Origin of the sequence: Pseudomonas sp. ML2-2023-6 (assembly GCF_037055265.1) — a bacterium.
Taxonomy (GTDB): Bacteria; Pseudomonadota; Gammaproteobacteria; order Pseudomonadales; family Pseudomonadaceae; genus Aquipseudomonas; species Aquipseudomonas kulmbachensis.
On the sequence record NZ_CP146347.1, the window covers coordinates 4,287,273 to 4,305,973 of the forward strand.

At 55.7% G+C, this 18,701-nt stretch carries 13 protein-coding genes and 1 rRNA gene; 6 read left to right on the plus strand and 8 right to left on the minus strand.

Going from position 1 to position 18,701, the window contains the following annotated elements; all coding sequences use genetic code 11:
• Positions 1–62: 62 nt before the first annotated feature.
• A 16S ribosomal RNA gene (locus V6L79_RS20010) occupies positions 63–1,599 on the minus strand.
• A gap of 599 nt (positions 1,600–2,198) precedes the next feature.
• Here V6L79_RS20010 and rhtA point away from each other — a divergent pair.
• Both rhtA and V6L79_RS20020 read left to right on the plus strand, forming a co-directional pair.
• Positions 2,199–3,098, plus strand: coding sequence for a threonine/homoserine exporter RhtA (gene rhtA / locus V6L79_RS20015; RefSeq protein ID WP_338579388.1), 900 nt, complete (start codon positions 2,199–2,201; stop codon positions 3,096–3,098).
• A 141-nt stretch (positions 3,099–3,239) separates the two neighbouring features.
• A complete protein-coding gene (locus tag V6L79_RS20020) occupies positions 3,240–3,521 on the plus strand; it encodes a hypothetical protein (RefSeq protein ID WP_261739078.1) in 282 nt (93 codons plus the stop codon).
• 57 nt (positions 3,522–3,578) lie between these two features.
• Here the strand turns inward: V6L79_RS20020 and V6L79_RS20025 are convergent, their stop codons facing one another.
• Positions 3,579–5,399: an aminopeptidase P family protein gene (locus V6L79_RS20025; protein ID WP_338579389.1), complete on the minus strand. Its 1,821-nt coding sequence runs from the start codon at positions 5,397–5,399 to the stop codon at positions 3,579–3,581.
• A gap of 59 nt (positions 5,400–5,458) precedes the next feature.
• On the minus strand, positions 5,459–6,628 hold the full coding sequence (locus V6L79_RS20030) for an aminotransferase class V-fold PLP-dependent enzyme (protein WP_338579390.1): 1,170 nt from the start codon (positions 6,626–6,628) through the stop codon (positions 5,459–5,461).
• A 331-nt stretch (positions 6,629–6,959) separates the two neighbouring features.
• Between V6L79_RS20030 and V6L79_RS20035 the strand changes: the two genes are divergently transcribed.
• Both V6L79_RS20035 and V6L79_RS20040 read left to right on the plus strand, forming a co-directional pair.
• Positions 6,960–8,045, plus strand: a complete 1,086-nt coding sequence (locus tag V6L79_RS20035) for a sigma-54 dependent transcriptional regulator (RefSeq protein ID WP_338579391.1) — start codon at positions 6,960–6,962, stop codon at positions 8,043–8,045.
• Between the two features lie 203 nt (positions 8,046–8,248).
• Positions 8,249–9,028, plus strand: a complete 780-nt coding sequence (locus tag V6L79_RS20040; protein ID WP_321834034.1) for a TSUP family transporter — start codon at positions 8,249–8,251, stop codon at positions 9,026–9,028.
• Here the strand turns inward: V6L79_RS20040 and nudC are convergent.
• The 5 genes from nudC to gnd all read right to left on the minus strand — a co-directional run bounded on the left by nudC (position 8,996) and on the right by gnd (position 14,108).
• Complete coding sequence (gene nudC / locus V6L79_RS20045) at positions 8,996–9,826, minus strand: NAD(+) diphosphatase (protein WP_261739083.1); 831 nt, start codon at positions 9,824–9,826, stop codon at positions 8,996–8,998. The genes V6L79_RS20040 and nudC overlap by 33 nt on opposite strands.
• A 30-nt stretch (positions 9,827–9,856) precedes the next feature.
• Entirely contained in the window at positions 9,857–10,669 is an 813-nt protein-coding gene (locus tag V6L79_RS20050) for a crotonase/enoyl-CoA hydratase family protein (protein WP_338579392.1), read from the minus strand.
• Positions 10,670–10,792: 123 nt separating this feature from the next.
• Entirely contained in the window at positions 10,793–11,611 is an 819-nt protein-coding gene (locus V6L79_RS20055; RefSeq protein WP_321834037.1) for a Cof-type HAD-IIB family hydrolase, read from the minus strand.
• Positions 11,608–13,131, minus strand: a complete 1,524-nt coding sequence (gene zwf, locus V6L79_RS20060) for a glucose-6-phosphate dehydrogenase (RefSeq protein WP_261739086.1) — start codon at positions 13,129–13,131, stop codon at positions 11,608–11,610. Before zwf ends, V6L79_RS20055 begins: the two co-directional genes overlap by 4 nt.
• Positions 13,128–14,108, minus strand: coding sequence for a phosphogluconate dehydrogenase (NAD(+)-dependent, decarboxylating) (gene gnd, locus V6L79_RS20065; RefSeq protein ID WP_338579393.1), 981 nt, complete (start codon positions 14,106–14,108; stop codon positions 13,128–13,130). Before gnd ends, zwf begins: the two co-directional genes overlap by 4 nt.
• A gap of 362 nt (positions 14,109–14,470) precedes the next feature.
• Between gnd and V6L79_RS20070 the strand changes: the two genes are divergently transcribed.
• Complete coding sequence (locus V6L79_RS20070) at positions 14,471–16,213, plus strand: phosphoethanolamine transferase CptA (protein ID WP_261739088.1); 1,743 nt, start codon at positions 14,471–14,473, stop codon at positions 16,211–16,213.
• Between the two features lie 156 nt (positions 16,214–16,369).
• A complete protein-coding gene (locus V6L79_RS20075; protein WP_321834043.1) occupies positions 16,370–18,613 on the plus strand; it encodes a TonB-dependent siderophore receptor in 2,244 nt (747 codons plus the stop codon).
• The last annotated feature ends 88 nt before the right edge of the window (positions 18,614–18,701 follow it).

Genomic DNA, 18,701 nt, shown 5'->3' on the forward strand with positions numbered 1-18,701 from the left:
CGTCTTTTACAGTGAATCAAGCAATTCGTGTGGGAACTTATGGAGCAGCTGATGTCGTCGATTAAGGAGGTGATCCAGCCGCAGGTTCCCCTACGGCTACCTTGTTACGACTTCACCCCAGTCATGAATCACACCGTGGTAACCGTCCTCCCGAAGGTTAGACTAGCTACTTCTGGTGCAACCCACTCCCATGGTGTGACGGGCGGTGTGTACAAGGCCCGGGAACGTATTCACCGTGACATTCTGATTCACGATTACTAGCGATTCCGACTTCACGCAGTCGAGTTGCAGACTGCGATCCGGACTACGATCGGTTTTATGGGATTAGCTCCACCTCGCGGCTTGGCAACCCTTTGTACCGACCATTGTAGCACGTGTGTAGCCCAGGCCGTAAGGGCCATGATGACTTGACGTCATCCCCACCTTCCTCCGGTTTGTCACCGGCAGTCTCCTTAGAGTGCCCACCATTACGTGCTGGTAACTAAGGACAAGGGTTGCGCTCGTTACGGGACTTAACCCAACATCTCACGACACGAGCTGACGACAGCCATGCAGCACCTGTCTCAATGTTCCCGAAGGCACCAATCTATCTCTAGAAAGTTCATTGGATGTCAAGGCCTGGTAAGGTTCTTCGCGTTGCTTCGAATTAAACCACATGCTCCACCGCTTGTGCGGGCCCCCGTCAATTCATTTGAGTTTTAACCTTGCGGCCGTACTCCCCAGGCGGTCAACTTAATGCGTTAGCTGCGCCACTAAGAGTTCAAGACTCCCAACGGCTAGTTGACATCGTTTACGGCGTGGACTACCAGGGTATCTAATCCTGTTTGCTCCCCACGCTTTCGCACCTCAGTGTCAGTATCAGTCCAGGTAGTCGCCTTCGCCACTGGTGTTCCTTCCTATATCTACGCATTTCACCGCTACACAGGAAATTCCACTACCCTCTACCATACTCTAGCTTGCCAGTTTTGGATGCAGTTCCCAGGTTGAGCCCGGGGATTTCACATTCAACTTAACAAACCACCTACGCGCGCTTTACGCCCAGTAATTCCGATTAACGCTTGCACCCTCTGTATTACCGCGGCTGCTGGCACAGAGTTAGCCGGTGCTTATTCTGTCGGTAACGTCAAGACAGTCACGTATTAGGTAACTGCCCTTCCTCCCAACTTAAAGTGCTTTACAATCCGAAGACCTTCTTCACACACGCGGCATGGCTGGATCAGGCTTTCGCCCATTGTCCAATATTCCCCACTGCTGCCTCCCGTAGGAGTCTGGACCGTGTCTCAGTTCCAGTGTGACTGATCATCCTCTCAGACCAGTTACGGATCGTAGCCTTGGTGAGCCATTACCTCACCAACTAGCTAATCCGACCTAGGCTCATCTGATAGCGCAAGGCCCGAAGGTCCCCTGCTTTCTCCCGTAGGACGTATGCGGTATTAGCGTCCGTTTCCGAACGTTATCCCCCACTATCAGGCAGATTCCTAGGTATTACTCACCCGTCCGCCGCTCTCAAGAAAAGCAAGCTTCTCTCTACCGCTCGACTTGCATGTGTTAGGCCTGCCGCCAGCGTTCAATCTGAGCCATGATCAAACTCTTCAGTTCAAACATCTTTGGGTTTTTAAGAAACCCTAAACTTGGCTCAGCAATCGTTGGTTACATCTTTGATTTCTCGCGGAGTAACTTGTGATGCTGATAATCTTGTTGACTATCAGTCTGACTCCACAAGCACCCACACGAATTGCTTGATTCAGTTGTTAAAGAGCGGTTGGTTAGCTTTCGCTGAACCGAGGCGCGCATTCTACAGCAGCCTCTGTTGCTGTCAAGCGGTTATTTTAAGATGTTTTCAAAGTTTCCTTTGTAACATCAACCACTTGCGCTTTCGATCTCTCGTTAGCGGGAGGCGAATTCTACAGCGTTACACGCTGCTGTCAACACCTCATTTCCTGCTTCGATGACTTGAAGCTGACACTGCCGAAAACCAATCCAACTCATTGAAACCCAAGGAGTTTTCCGTTTCGACTGCGCCGGAAGTGGGCGAATTATAGGCCGTTAGAATTCCAAGTCAAGCATTAACCCAAACTATTGACCGAAGCAGCTCTATAGATAGAGAAAACCGGATAAGTGCGCAGTATATTGCACATTCAGCATTACTTAAGCATGATGCCTGACCTCTAGGCCCCATACCCCAGGCACTCTCTGTAATGACAAAGCTCCCTCATAGCCTCATATCGACGCTATTCCCTGTCGGCCTGCTGCTTATCGCCATGGCCTCGATACAATCTGGCGCATCGCTGGCAAAAAGCATGTTCCCCATTATCGGTGCCCAAGGAACAACCAGCCTGCGCCTTACCTTCGCCAGCCTTATCATGCTGCTGATACTGCGCCCGTGGCGAGCCAAGCTCACTGCGACATCCCTGAAGACCGTGATTGTTTATGGGATAGCCCTGGGAGGAATGAACTTCCTCTTCTATATGTCACTGCGCAGCGTTCCGCTGGGCATTGCTGTTGCCCTGGAGTTTACGGGGCCATTGGCGGTAGCTATTTATAGCTCCCGCAGACCAATCGACTTTATATGGATAGGTCTGGCCATTACAGGGCTGCTACTGCTCATACCGATTGGTGAAAGCGCTCAAGGAATAGATCCCGTTGGTGCCGGCTATGCATTAAGCGCCGGGGTCTGCTGGGCGCTGTACATTCTTTATGGCCAGAGGGCCGGTGCTGACAACGGAGTACAGACAGCGGCCCTAGGGGTGATCATTGCAGCCTTGTTTTTCGCGCCTATTGGCGTTTACCACGCAGGAGCAGCACTACTGACACCGGGCATCATCCCCATAGCCATTGGTGTAGCGCTATTGTCGACCGCTGTGCCTTACACACTGGAGATGATCGCTCTAACGCGCATCCCCACCCGCACATTCGGCACCCTCATGAGCATAGAACCCGCCTTTGGCGCACTGTCGGGCCTGCTGTTTCTTAATGAGGTGCTGTCATTCACCCAATGGATGGCCATTTCTTGCATCATTCTGGCTTCAATCGGTGCGACTTTAACGATGCGTAACCACTCAAAACCTATCATTGCTGACAAGAAGGCAGCTATTTGACAGAGTTCTGGTAATTGACTCTCGTTTAAGGGATGTTTGTCACTTGAACCGATTCCGGATGAGAATTCCCATCGGAGCAATCGATTCATAGTCACCGATACCCGCATCCCGTAAATCCGACGCAAACGCTTAAGGACAGGAATGAAACGAATTTTGGTAGCTTTAGCCGTGCTCGCTTTAACCGGCTGCGCTGCAACCTCAGAAACAGCCGTCAAGCATGGCAAACGAGGCTTGCATATCAATTGCTCTGGATTGTCCTCATCCTGGAACAAGTGCTACGACAAAGCCGTCAAGTCCTGTGGCAGCAAGGGATACCGAGTGGTCGCCAAATCGGGGGATGCCGCCGAAGAACCGGGAGATTACCCGTTCGGCTTGAACCCGGCCGGTTATACCAGTCGCAGCATGATCGTTATCTGCAAGTAGCAACCCGCGCCATAATAATGCCCAGCAGTCGACCAGGCCGACTGCTGGGCATAGACATCAGCCAGTGATCGAAAATGGCTCAGTGCGAGCCAGCAACCACTCGAGAGCGGCCCCCGCAAGCAGCGGACTCAAGCGCTCACGAACCTGTGCATGATAAGCATCAAACCAGTCCAGTTCCTCACGCGTCAGCAACGAAGGCTCCAGGCAGCGAGTGTCAATCGGGCACAGCGTCAGAGTTTCAAACTTCAGAAACACCCCAAACTCTGAAGTCCCTGCCTCACGGTTCAGCACCAGGTTCTCGATCCTCACCCCCCAGCGACCCGGACGATATGTCCCGGGCTCAATCGAGGTAATCATCCCCACTTGCATCGCCGTATGCGGTGCAGGCGCAGCCTGATAGGCAATAACCTGTGGGCCTTCATGCACATTGAGGAAATAGCCGACGCCATGTCCTGTGCCATGCCCGTAATCGACGCTCTCAGCCCAAATCGGCGCCCGTGCAATCGAGTCCAGCAAGGGTGACAGGATTCCTTTCGGGAATTGAGCCCTGGACAGAGCGATTACACCTTTAAGTACACGGGTACAGTCGCGCTTCTGCTCTGGCGTTGGCGTACCCACTGGAACCATGCGCGTGATATCAGTTGTGCCTCCAAGGTACTGTCCACCAGAGTCGATCAACAACAAGCCGTCGCCCTCGATCACCGCATGCTCTTGCTCGGTTGCGTGGTAATGCGGCATTGCACCATTGGCATTGAACGCGGCGATAGTGTTGAAGCTCAGCGATACAAAGCCAGGGCGACGGGTACGAGCAGCGGTCAGTTGCTCATCAATCGTCAATTCAGTGATGCGCTCACGCCCAAGAGCTGTTTCAAGCCAAGCAAAAAACTCACAGAGGGCAGCGCCATCCTGCTCCATGGCCTGACGAATATGGACCGCGTCATCAAGACTCTTTTGTGACTTGGCCAGGGTGGTTGGGTTCAGGCCTTCGACCAGTTTTACTTCAGGCTGCAAATGGCCAAGCAGCCCACAGGTCACGCGCGCGGGATCGACCAGCAAACGGGTTGCAGCAGGCAAGGACGCCAGAGCCGCGTTGACCTCAGCGTAATCACGCAGCTCAACACCCTCCCCCTCAAGCCTCTCTCGCAGTTGTGCACCGACTTTATTCAGATCCAGGAACAAGGTTGCCCGCGCTTGCTCGATTATGGCAAACGATACGAACACTGGATTAAAGGAGACATCCGAACCACGCAGGTTAAACAACCAAGCAATGTCATCCAGGGTTGCAATGAAATGTGCATCGGCCTTGCGCTGCGTTAGGGTCTCGCGCAACTGCGCCAGCTTTTCAACGCGGCTGACTGTCGCTTGCGGTGGCAAGTGCTCATAAACCGGCTGCACCGGAAGTGCCGGACGGTTTTCCCAAACCAGATTTAGCAGATCGATATCAGTACGCAGGACTGCACCACGCTGCTTGAGCCTGCTTTCAAGTGTTCGCGCCGAGGCCAACGCGAGAACGGCGCCATCAACCGAAACCGTTGCGCCCTCAGGCGCTTGCTCAGCCAACCACTCCAGAGGGCCGGGCTGGCCGGGCACCAGCTTGACGAGCTCGATGGTGCTGCCACTCAGCTCTTTGCTCGCTTGCTCCCAGTAACGGCTGTCCGCCCAGAGCCCGGCAAAAGTTGGAGTCACAATCAGGGTTCCGACAGAACCATGAAAGCCTGACAGCCACTGGCGACCCTGCCAATACGCGGGCAAGTACTCCGAGAGATGGGGATCGGCCGACGGCACCAGAAGCGCGAAAATACCATTCTGGCTCATCAACGCACGGGTGCGCGCCAAGCGCTCCACCACCGACTCCGAATTCAACAACTGAGTACTCATTCTGTCTCCTGCTTGCCACTGGTAATTATTATTGGTTGCCAATGATGATGGATCAGCCACTAAGGTTGGGCAACCGCCCAAAAAGGTGCGGGCGCAGCGACAGAAGCCTTGATCGCCTTCACTGCAACATCTATATCCTGCTCGCGGGTGAAACGGCCAAGACTCAAACGAATCGTTCGGCTCGCCTTATCTGCATCATGCCCCAATGCCAGCAGCACGTGGGACGGCGCATTGCTGGCCGAGTTGCATGCCGACGTTGCCGAGTATGCCAGCGCAGCACTCAAGGCCGCACTGTTGAAGAGCCCTTCGCTAAAGGTCAGGCTCAAGGTGTGGGGAATGCGTTGTGTCGGACAACCATTACACTGCAGCCCCGGCACATCAGCCAGTTGCTCGAGCAAACGCTCACGCAAGTGGCCGATATGAGCCAGCTCCTGAATAAATTCCTGACTGGCCAGCGCAAATGCCGCGCCCATACCTGCGATCTGGTGCGTGGCCAGGGTTCCTGAACGCAAGCCAGACTCGTGTCCGCCGCCATGAATCTGCGCCTGCAGCCGGGCCTGGGCTCGCGGCCCCACATACAAGGCACCGATCCCTTTGGGGCCATAGATCTTGTGCCCGGAAAACGACATCAGATCTACCGCCCACTCACCCAGATCGATGGCGATCTTGCCCGCGCCTTGCGCGGCATCAACATGAAACAACGCACCATGCTCGCGCACCCGCCGACCAATACCCGGGATGTCATTGACCGTACCCAGTTCATTGTTGACCAGCATCAACGAAACCAGCAGCGTATCTTCACGCAGCGCAGCACTGACCTGTTCAGCACTTACAAGCCCATTGGCATCGGGTGCCAGATAGGTCACCTCAAAGCCCGAATTCTGTAAAAAACGTGCCGTATCCAGCACCGCCTTATGCTCAATCTGGCTGGTGATGATATGCCCATGCGACTGGCCACTGGCCTGAGCCACACCTTTTAACGCCAGGTTGTTGGACTCGGTGGCGCCCGAGGTCCAGATAATCTGCTCGGGCCTTGCATTAATCAGTTGCGCTACCTGTTCACGTGCCAGCTCTACTGCAGACCGGGCTTGCTGACCAAAGACATGAGAGCCCGAAGCCGGGTTACCAAAATTACCTTCAAAGCCCAGGCAATCGACCATCACCTGAATGACACGGGCGTCCACAGGCGTGGTGGCAGCGTAATCGAAATAAATAGGTCGCTTGTTCATTGTCCAAACCCACTGAGCGCGTTCTGGAATCAGGCAGTGCTTGATATCAGAATAGTGAAGCCGCATGAAAAGGCGGCTGTAAGAAATACCCGATTGAGGCAGGCGAAAAAAGGTGTTTCCGGAACAAAATACGTAGGAAAAATCCCAAAGTCAGACCATCTGGGAAGCAAGGTCTTATAAGGCGCTAAAAACAGGTGCTGACGCAAGTCTGATATGCAATATCGATATATAAATATGGAATTAGGTTAGTTTACGGAATATCAAAATAACTTTATAAAGCAGCCTTCGGCTTTCCTTTTGTGGGCAGAGCCCCTGTTAAAAGGAGCTGTCAATGCAGCTTTTAACATTACCTGCCACCCCGGCACTGGCCACGTCCATACGCGCCACGGCCCAGGTTTTTGAAGACCCTGCGTCCAAAAACCTGCTGGCGCACCTGCAACAAATAGCCCCCAGTGACGCCAGTGTGCTGATCATTGGCGAGACCGGTACGGGCAAGGAACTGGTCGCCCGGCATATTCACCAACTCAGCCATCGCCACCAGCAGCCTTTTGTGGCCGTTAACTGCGGAGCATTTGCCGAGTCACTGGTCGAAGCCGAACTGTTCGGCCATGAAAAGGGCGCGTTCACAGGTGCGCTGACCGCCAAGGCCGGCTGGTTTGAGGAGGCCGATGGCGGCACCTTGTTTTTGGATGAAATCGGCGACTTGCCGTTGACCATCCAGGTAAAGCTGCTGCGCGTCCTGCAAGAACAAGAAGTCGTGCGGCTGGGCTCGCGCAAAAGCACACCGATCAACGTTCGCGTGCTGGCCGCAACCAACGTCAATCTGGAACAAGCCATCGACGCCGGTCATTTCCGAGAGGACCTGTATTACCGCCTCAATGTGGTTAGCCTCGCGCTGCTCCCATTGCGCGAACGCCCTGGCGACATACTGCCGCTGGCCAAGCACTTTCTTAAAATCTACCGCCAACGGCTACCGCACGGACCGACAGCCCTGAGCCCGTGCGCTGAAGAGGCACTGATCAGCCACCCTTGGCAGGGCAATATTCGCGAACTGGAAAACGTTGTGCACCACAGCCTGCTCCTGTGCCGCAATCAAACCATCACGGTGCAAGATCTGCGTTTGTCCCAGTTACGCAGCAGGCGCCCGGACTGCTCTGCACAGCAGTCCGCCACGCACACTACCCGGGACTTGTTGCAGCGCGCATTTCGAGAACTGTTCGAAGAAGAACCAGGAGCCTTGCATGAAACCGTGGAAGACGCTCTGCTACGCAGCGCCTATGAGTTTTGCCATCACAATCAGGTACACACTGCCAAACTGCTGGGTTTGAGTCGTAACGTCACGCGCACACGCCTGATCAAGCTCGGAGCACTGTCAGTCAACACCCGGCGAGTGGAAGCCGACGCCCTCGCCTATTGATAACACTCGCACACCATCAGCAATTGCCTGACAACAGCACAGAGCGGTTTGCAGCACCGCTCCAAGTACCGTCGGGCAATCAGCGCGATGTCTATTGAACCGCCCCACCACAAAAGGCCTATCGCCGCTGTTCACGCTTATCGGTAAGATGACGCCCTTCCCGCGCGTCTGCGCTGTACGTCCTGCCGAATTAAGTCGATCCCATGCCTTTTGAACTCAGCGTAGATTTGACCACCCTCGCCATTCTGGCTCTCGTGGCTTTTGTTGCCGGATTTATCGACGCCATTGCCGGCGGCGGAGGCTTGCTCACCACCCCCGCCCTGCTCACCGCAGGCCTGCCGCCACATCTGGTGCTGGGCACCAACAAGCTCAGCTCGACATTCGGCGCGGCCACGGCGAGCCTCACCTTTTACCGACGCAAGCTGTTCCACCCCCGGGAGTGGAAGCTGGCCATCTTCGGCACTCTCGCAGGCGGCCTGATCGGTGCAACCACCGCCCACTACATGCCCGCCGACTGGCTGAACAAAATGCTGCCGGTGATTGTTTTCGGCTGCGGGCTCTACCTGCTGTTTGGCGGCACGCCCAAAACCCCGATCGACAACGATGCGCCGATCAAAAAGAAGTGGCAGTTGCCGCAAGGTTTTGGCCTGGGTTTCTATGATGGCGTGGCAGGGCCAGGAACAGGCGCGTTCTGGACCGTCAGCAGCATGCTGATGTACCCGATCGACCTGGTGAAGGCCAGTGGCGTGGCCCGCAGCATGAACTTCGTAAGTAATATCGCGGCGCTGTCGGTGTTTATCTTCTCCGGTCACGTGGACTGGGTGATCGGCCTGACCATGGGTTTCGCCGTCATGATCGGCGCCTTCTTTGGCGCCCGCAGCGCGATCAGCGGCGGGGCCAAATTTATTCGCCCGGTGTTTATCACCGTAGTGCTGGGTTTGACCGTGCGCCTAGCTTGGCAGCACTGGTTCGGCATGGCCTAAGCGTTTTGCCACATACAAGTCGATGAGATAGCGCGCGATTGAGCGCGACGCTGGCAACGGCGGTAGCTGGTGCACATTGAACCACTGCGCATCTTCTATCTCATCGGCCTGGGGCACGATTTCACCCCCTGCATATTCAGCGTGAAAACCCAGCATCATCGAATGCGGAAACGGCCAGCACTGGCTGCCCACATACTGGATGTTTCTGACCTCGACCTGCACCTCTTCACGGACTTCACGAATCAGGCAATCCTCGGCGGATTCTCCCGGCTCGGCGAACCCTGCCAAGGTGCTGTAGACCCCAGGCACAAAGCGCGGTGAACGGGCCAGCAATACCTCATCGCCCCGGGTAATCAACACAATCATGCTCGGCGAGATACGCGGGTAACTGCGCAAGTCGCAGGTTGCGCAATGCATCGCACGCTCCCTTGGCACCTGCGTCATTGCCTGACCGCAGCTACCGCAAAAACGATGCTCGCGAGCCCAAGTGCCAATTTGCGCGGCATAGCCGAGCACCTTGTACAGGGTGTGATCGTCACCCAGCATAAATGCGCGCAAGCCCTGCCATTCACAGCCCTCAACGTGCGCTGCACGATCCAGCTCCAGCAGATACACCGGTTCACCGTCCAGGTGGCCGATGCCATGCTCGGCCAGCACCGGCAGGTCCTGACGCTTGAGCCAGTTGCGGGGAAACAACGGGCCGTTGCCGTCAATCAAAAAGCCGTCGGGGCCGCGCGCCACGGCCCAGCCGCCAGGTAGGTCTGTATCCAGTACTGCCGTGATCCAACGCGGTGCCATTAAATGATCCTTGCTCAGGTTACAAAGTCGTCAATCCACAAACTCGGGTTTTTGCTTGGTCATGTGCGCCGCCATCGCCAAACGCAGGTCGCTGGATTGCAGCATCGCTGCGTTCCATGTCGCGACATATTCCAGACCGTCATCCACACTGTGATCACGCATATAGCTGATCATCCGCTTGGTTCCCGCAATAGCGATGGGGGACTTGCCGGCGATTTCATCGGCAATCGCCATAACGCCGTCAAGCAACGCCTGATGATCACTGTAGACCCGGTTCACCAAACCGATCGTGCGGGCTTCATCCGCCGCGACCATCCGGCCGGTGTAAGCCAGCTCACGGAGCATGCCATCACCGATGATGCGCGGCAGTCGTTGCAGAGTGCCCACATCCGCGGCCATGCCCATGTCGATTTCCTTGATCGAGAACTGCGCGTCCGCGGCGGCGTAGCGCATGTCGCAGGCGGCTATCAGATCGATCGCACCCCCCAGGCAGTAACCCTGAATGGCGGCCAGTACAGGTTTTCGACACTGGTCCACGGCAGTGAACGAGGCCTGCATTTGCAGGATCTTGCGTCGTAGCAAGCGGGCATTGCGCCCCACATCCTTGCCCATCTCATTGGCCACCGAGGCCAGGAGCATCAGGTCAATACCGGCGGAAAAATGCTTGCCTGCACCGCTGAGCACCACAACCCGCACGGCGTCGGTTTCATCAATCCACTGGAATATCTCGATGATTTCGGTCCAGAACGCCACATTCATCGCGTTGACCTTTTCAGGCCGGTTGATCTGAACGTGGGCGATGCTGCCTTTTAGCTCAACCTGAAAAGCCTGGTAGTCGGACATAACCTGAATCCTTTGTAGGGCGCTGCCGCCGGTCAATGAACGGCGGACTATAACAAGCCTTGCAGGCCCCAGGCAGGCCGCGATTACGCCAAGTTACGGACAAAATGACCTACATGAAAAACTTCAGCGCGGCAGAATAAAGCGCTCAATCGCCTGAGCAACGCCATCTGCAACATTACTGCCGGTGACCTGCATCGCTTGCTCGCGAATCTGCGCATCGGCCTGGCCCATTGCAATCGACAACCCGGCGCGATGAAACATCGCCGGATCATTGCCGCCATCACCGATTGCTACCGTCCGCTCAAGCGGTACGCCCAGATGCTCGGCCAAGGCGACAAGAGCATCGCCTTTATTGGCCTTGAGGGCGGTGATATCCAGATAACGGGATTGCGAACGGCTGGCTGACGCTTCCCCGCTCAACAACAACTGCAAATGTTGCTCAAGCTCCACCAACAGCGGCGCATTGCTGGTGGTGGCCACGATCTTGTCCACCCGGTGCAGATAGGGCTCAAAACTCTCGACCGCCAGCGGCGCATAACCCAGGCCCTGCTGCTCGTGGGCAACCATCGGCCCTAACGGATCGCGCAACAGCCACTCATCGTCAGCGAACACCCAGACTTCAACTTCATGCTCAGCCAACAAGGCGAGGGTCTTGAGGACCGCTTCGTACGGCAAGTGGTGGGACTGCAGATAGCTGCCATCGGCGTTGACCAAAACCCCACCATTGAATCCCGCTGTAGGCAGCTCAATACCCAACTGCCTGATAAATTCGCGCATGGCTCTGGGCGGACGGCCGGTGGCCAGAGTGAAATGAATGCCTGCCGCTTGCAGTGCCTTGACTGCCGCAAGGTTGCGCGGGCTGATGGTGTGGTCGGGCAACAGCAAGGTGCCATCCATGTCGCACAGCACCAGTTCGATGGGTTCTTGCTTCACGCCACTCATCCTATGTTGAGCCAGGCGCGACCATCGCGAGCCAGCAGTTCTTGAGCCGCCTGCGGGCCATCTTCGCCAGCCTTGTAAGGTTGCACGTCAGTGTTTTCACGCCATGCATCCAGAAAAGGCTGCACGCCACGCCAGCCGTTTTCGATATTGTCCGCGCGCTGGAACAATGTCTGATCACCGGTCAGGCAGTCGTAAATCAAGGTTTCGTAGCCGGTAGACGGCTGCATCTCGAAGAAGTCCTTGTAGGCAAACCCCAACTCGACATTGGTTGTTTTCAGGCCTGGGCCCGGACGCTTGGCCTGAAGGTCAAACCACATTCCTTCGTTGGGTTGAATCTGAATCCGCAAATAGTTGGGCTGCAACCGCTCGACATCGGTGTCGCGGAATTGCGCATAAGGCGCCGGTTTGAAGCAGATGGCGATTTCAGTGTCGCGCGCGCTCATGCGTTTGCCGGTACGCAGATAAAACGGCACACCGACCCAGCGCCAGTTATCGATCATTATCTTGAGCGCAACAAAGGTTTCGGTATTGCTGTCAGGCGCCACGTTGTTCTCTTCGCGATAACCCACGACCGGCTTGCCGCCGGACTCACCCTGGGTGTACTGCCCGCGCACAGAGTTTTTCAGCGCATCTTCCTCGGACCAGGGACGAATCGCGCCAATGACTTTGGCCTTTTCGCCGCGCACCGCATCCGCCCCAAACGCTGCGGGCGGCTCCATCGCCACCATCGCCAGCAGTTGAAACAAATGATTTGGCAGCATGTCGCGCAAAGCGCCGGTGTGTTCGTAAAAACTGCCACGTGTCTCGACCCCAACGGTTTCTGCCGCCGTGATCTGCACATGGTCAATGTAATGATTGTTCCAGAAGGCCTCAAAAAGCCCATTGGAGAAACGGCTGACCAAAATGTTCTGGACAGTTTCCTTGCCCAGGTAATGGTCAATCCGATAGATCTGCTTCTCGCTCATGACATCAAGCAGGCATTCATTCAATGCTTGCGCTGTCTGCACGTCCGAGCCAAAAGGTTTTTCAATGACTACCCGGCGAAATGCATCCGGGGTTTCCTTGAGCAACCCGCTGGCGCCCAACCGCTGCACGACTTCGCTGAAAAAGCGGGGTGCAGTGGCCAGGTAGAACACCGCATTGCCAGTACCACTGGCGATGATTTTCTGCCCCAGCGCCCCGTAGGTGCTGTCATCCAGAAAGTCGCCCTGCACGTAGCTGATGTTCTTCGCCAACGAGGCCCACAAATCGGCATTCAAGCCTTGGCCATCAGGATGATCCACTTTGCTGGCGGCTTCAGTTCGAATGAAGTCTTCCAGCTTTTTGGCGAAACCCTCATCGCTGATCGCATTGTGGTCGACGCCCACAATGCGCAGGCCATCATCCAGTAAACCGTCACGACTCAAGTTGTACAGCGCGGGCATCAGCAAGCGCTTTACCAGATCACCGTGAGCCCCGAACAAAAACAGAGTGGTAGGTGGCGCAGGCTTGACGTTGGGTTTACTGGACAGATCGGTCATTTTTTAGGCGTCTCCACATGGCCGCCGAAACCAAAGCGCATGGCCGACAACAATTTGTCGCCATAGAGGCTTTGCTGACGCGAACTGTAGCGGGCAAACAAGGCCTGCGACAACACCGGCACCGGCGTCGACTGTTCCATAGCGGCTTCGATAGTCCAACGGCCTTCACCGCTGTCCGCCACGGCGCCCGAGTAACCGTCCAGCGGCTCATCAGTGGCCAATGCGTCGGCAGTCAAGTCCAGCAACCAGGACGAAACCACGCTGCCACGACGCCAGACTTCCGCGATATCACCCAGGTTCAGGTCAAAACGCTGATCTTCAGGCAGATTTTCACCGCCCTTCATCTTCATCAGGTTGAAACCTTCGGCGAAAGCCTGCATCAAGCCGTACTCGATACCGTTGTGAACCATTTTCACAAAATGGCCTGCACCCGCTGGGCCTGCATGGATGTAACCACGCTCGGCACGATCATCGTCAGACACACGGTCCTTGGTGCGCGGGATATCACCCATGCCCGGCGCCAGCGCTGCAAACAGCGGGTCCAGGTGCTTCACGACAGCGCTGTCTCCACCGATCATCATGCAATAACCGCGCTCCAGGCCCCACACGCCGCCCGATGTACCGACGTCAACGTACTGCAGGCCCTTTTCGGCCAGCGACTGCGAACGACGAATGTCATCTTTGTAGAAGGTGTTGCCGCCATCAATGATGATGTCATCGGCGTCGAGCAGTTGGCTCAAGGTCTCGATGGTATCTTCGGTTGGCGCGCCGGAAGGCAGCATCACCCAGACAGCACGAGGTTTGGCCAGGCCTGCAACCAGCGCTGGCAAATCGGCAACGCCTGTGGCGCCTTCCTGTTCCAGAGCACTTACAAAGTCGGTATTGCGGTCAAAAACCACGGTTGTATGCCCATTGAGCATCAGACGCCGCGCGATATTCCCGCCCATACGGCCCAATCCAATAATTCCCAACTGCATGTACTGTTGCTCCCAACGACAAAAAATAGGTCTAAAGCACCTTAGTGCAGCATTGCTTAAGGTGCTCGGCCAGGATCAGTCCTGGCACATGGTGCATAGTTTCGCACAAGCTGAAGGACATATACCCGATTCAATACATGCAACAGACGGACGAAGCAGCAAAGACTGCAAAAGTTACAAGCCTCAGGGTCGCCTGAGCAAGCCGATCTGCCCCGACAGTCGCCACTGTTGGTGACAAAGTTTTCACATGCACTTCGCAATACTTAAACACTTTGCGACTGCTCATCATTGATGCAGTTCTCATGTGTTGTGCCTGCCTACACGGCACTAACCAATCAAGTAGTTATCGGCTGGAGCGCTGTATGGGGATGTTTAAACGCAGTAACACATCTGCGAAGGGGTTCGACTGGGCGGCCCTTGGGTGGCTGTTTCTATTCTTCTGGTATTTCTCCGGCATCACCCAACTGCTGATCCAGCTGACGGGCACCTCGGGGTTTTCAGGGTTTCGCCAAGCCTTTGTGATGAGCGCCATCTGGCTGGCCCCGATGCTGATGTTTCCCAAGCATACCCGCGTCATGGCTGCCGTTATCGGCGTCGTTCTGTGGGCATGCTCCATGGCCAGCCTTGGCTACTTCTTTATCTATCAGCAAGAGTTCTCACAAAGCGTCATCTTCATCATGTTCGAATCGAACATCTCCGAAGCTGGCGAATACATGACCCAGTACTTTGCCTGGTGGATGGTCCTGGCATTCCTGGCGCATACCGCTTTTGCCGTGTTCCTCTGGACTCGCCTGCGCCCGGTGTATCTGCCCCGCGTGCAAGCCTGGACCGCAGCAATCGCCATACTGGTGGCCGTTGTCGGTTATCCGCTGATCAAGCAAACCATCAAGCACGACACCTTTGCCTCGGCCATGGAAAGTTTCGAAAGCCGTGTCGAACCAGCAGTGCCATGGCAGATGGTGGTGGCTTATCGCCGTTATCTTGAGCAACTGGACAACATGCAAGGCATGCTTGCCAGCGCCAGCAAGATCCCACCCCTGACCAACCTCAAGGACACTGAAGCCGGCAAACCCACCACCCTGGTTCTGGTCATTGGCGAGTCCACCAACCGCCAGCGCATGAGCCTTTATGGCTATCCTCGCGAAACCACACCCAACCTCGACAAATTGCGCGATCAACTGGCGATTTTCGACAACGTCGTGACTCCACGTCCTTACACCATCGAAGCCCTGCAGCAAGTGCTGACGTTTGCCGACGAAGAAAACCCTGACCTGTACCTCAGCACCCCGTCACTGGTCAGTGTGATGAAGCAAGCCGGTTACAAGACCTTCTGGGTGACCAACCAGCAGACCATGACCAAGCGCAACACCATGCTCACCACTTTCTCCGAGCAGGCTGACCAGCAGGTCTACCTCAACAACAACCGTAACCAGAACGCCCGTCAGTACGACGGCGATGTACTTGAGCCATTCAACAAGATCCTTGCCGACAGTGCCCCGCGCAAGCTGATCGTGATTCACCTGCTCGGCACCCACATGAGCTACCAGTACCGCTACCCGCCGACCTTCGAAAAATTCGTCGACCGCACCGGTGTACCGTCTGGCCTTACCGATGATCAAGTACCTACGTACAACAGCTACGACAACGCCGTTTTGTATAACGACTTTGTGGTATCAAGCCTGATCAAGGACTTTGCCAAGACCGATCCCAATGGTTTCCTGCTGTACCTGTCCGACCACGGCGAAGACGTGTTCGATTCGGTCGGCCACAACACGTTGGGGCGTAACGAAGCCAAACCGACCGCGCCGATGTACACCATTCCGTTTATGGCCTGGGCCTCGCCAAAATGGCGTGAAAGCCATGCCTGGAATTTCGCCAGCGACCTCAGCCGCCCTTACAGCAGCTCGCAGTTCATCCATACTTGGACAGACCTGGCAGGCCTGAGTGCCGACGAGCTCGACGATAAAAAGAGCCTGGTCAGCGATCAATTTGTCGCCCGCCCGCAACTGATTGGCGATCCTTACTCGCGCCCGCAAAAAGCCTTGATCGACTTCAGCCTGATCAAACCCAAACCTCCTGCTCCGGGAAGTGTGGCCACGCAATAAAAAAACGCTGCGGGGCGCCAATACCGCCCCGCAGCGTTTTAGTTCAACGTTACACATACCCAGAAACAACAATAAGTCTCATTTGTCTTAACTCGTCCCCTTGTTATTCGTTTGAAGCACTAGACAACTTCAGATCAATAACAAGGAGCCGCAGCCATGCTCGCGCCCATAACCCGTTCCATTACCCTTTCTCTCGGCCTTATCAGCAGTGTCGTCAGCCCGCAATTACTGGCAGATGCCGAACTGGATGACACCGAAAAAACCACCCGTTCGCTGGAGTTGGGCAGTACCAGTGTCACTGCCGAAGGCCTGGGTGCAACCACCGAAAACAGTGGTTCCTACACCACGGGCTCGACCAGCACCGCGACCAAACTCAACCTGAGCATTCGCGAAACCCCGCAGTCGATCTCGGTCGTCACCCGCCAGGAGATGGACGACTTCAACCTCAACACCCTTACCGAGGCCATGCGCCATACCACCGGCGTGGTAGTGCAGCACAACGACTCGGACCGGGTCGCCTATTCCGCCCGTGGCTATACCATTCGTAATTTCCAGATTGACGGGATGCTCAACACCTTCAGCTTTATGAAGTCTGATGCTGACACCATCATCTACGACCGCATTGAAGTCGTGCGCGGAGCCACCGGTTTGACCACCGGCGCAGGTGATCCGTCGGGCACCATCAACATGATCCGCAAACGCCCGACCCACGAGCTGCAGGCCAAGGCCGGCGTCATGGGCGGCAGCTACGATGACTATTACAGCTATGTCGATGTGGGCGGACCGCTGGCCTTCGATGGCCGTTTGCGCGGGCGCACTGTGCTTGCCTATCGCGACAGCAAATCGTTTCGCGACAACTACGCCCTGAAACGAGAAGTGGCCTACGGAATTTTGGAAGCGGACCTGACCGACTCCACTACCTTGGCTGTGGGTTACGACTATCAGGACAAGCAGGTACAGGGTACATCCTGGGGTACTCTGCCCTATTGGACCGGCTCAGGTGACAAAGCCCATCTTGGCCGTTCAACCAACTGGGCCACCCCGTGGAGTTCGTGGCCGATGAAGGACAAAACCGCGTTTGCCACGCTTGACCAGCAACTGTTCAACGACTGGCGGCTGAAAGCGGCCTATACCCATCGCACCAGTGACGCCGCGGGCAAGGTGTATTACGCCGGTGGCGGTTTCCCTAATGCCGATGGGACGGGCATGTTTGCCAACAGCAGCCACTTCACCGGTGACGAAAAAATGACCGCCGTCGACGTCAATATCTCGGGCACTTACCCCTTGTTCGGGCGAGACCACGACCTGATGGTGGGTTACGGCGAGGCCAAATATGACAGCACCTCACCATTGTTGAAATCTCTCAATCCAAAGGACTACAACACCGTCCCCGACTGGAATGACATGGGCTCAATTCCCGCATATCAGGACTTTGATACTGGCCTTGGAGGCCCCCGCAGCATCATCAAACAGAAGTCAGGTTATCTGGCCACTCGCTTTAACCTGACAAACAAATGGCATGCCGTACTCGGAAGCCGTTATGGCAGTTGGAAAAGCTCCAATACCGGTAACGATTACGTCGATGAAAACCAGACAATCATTGAGTACACCGATATATCCCAAACACAAAACGACATCATCACGCCTTATGCAGGGTTGCTGTATGACTTCACCGAAGACTTCACGGCTTATGTGAGCTACACGGATATCTTCAATCCTTCCGAAGAAAAATCTGTTTCGGGCTCATACCTGGAACCTGTAGTTGGCAGTAACTACGAACTGGGCCTCAAGGGCAGCTTCCTGCAAGAACGCCTCAACTTGTCGACGGCCGTGTTCTGGAGCAAACAGGACAACGTGCCGGAAATCGACGACTCAGTGCCACGCGGCCCCAACGGCGAGGAATATTACAAATCCGGAGGCAAGGGCAACAAGATCAATGGCTTTGAAATCGAGCTGGCTGGTGAGGTCATGCGTGACTGGAACATGGTTGCCGGTTACACCTATACCCACTCACGCAACGCCACAGGCCAGCGCATGAACACCGCGTCGCCATTGAACCTGGTCAAGGTCTCGAGCACCTACCGCCTGCCGGGGGAATGGAACGCCATGACCGTGGGTGCCGCCGTGAACTGGCAAAGCGATATCTACCGAGCAGCCAATCGTCCTACCGGTGAGAAAAACGCAGATGGCAACCCGATCACCTTCAAAGAAGACATTAATCAAAAGTCCTACACCCTGGTCGATCTGATGGCCCGCTACAAATTCGACGAGCATGTCTCCGCTTCGCTGAACGTCAAGAACCTGCTCGATCAGAAGTACTACGAAAACGTGGGCTTTTATAACGGCGTGTTCTGGGGCGAACCGAGGACGGTGGCTTTAGGCCTGGAGTGGACACTCTAAGCCGCAATGCTGTTCACTTAAGGTATATGGCCGCAACTGTGGGAGCGAGCCTGCTCGCGAAAGCGTCAAGAGCGTCGCGATTAGCCCG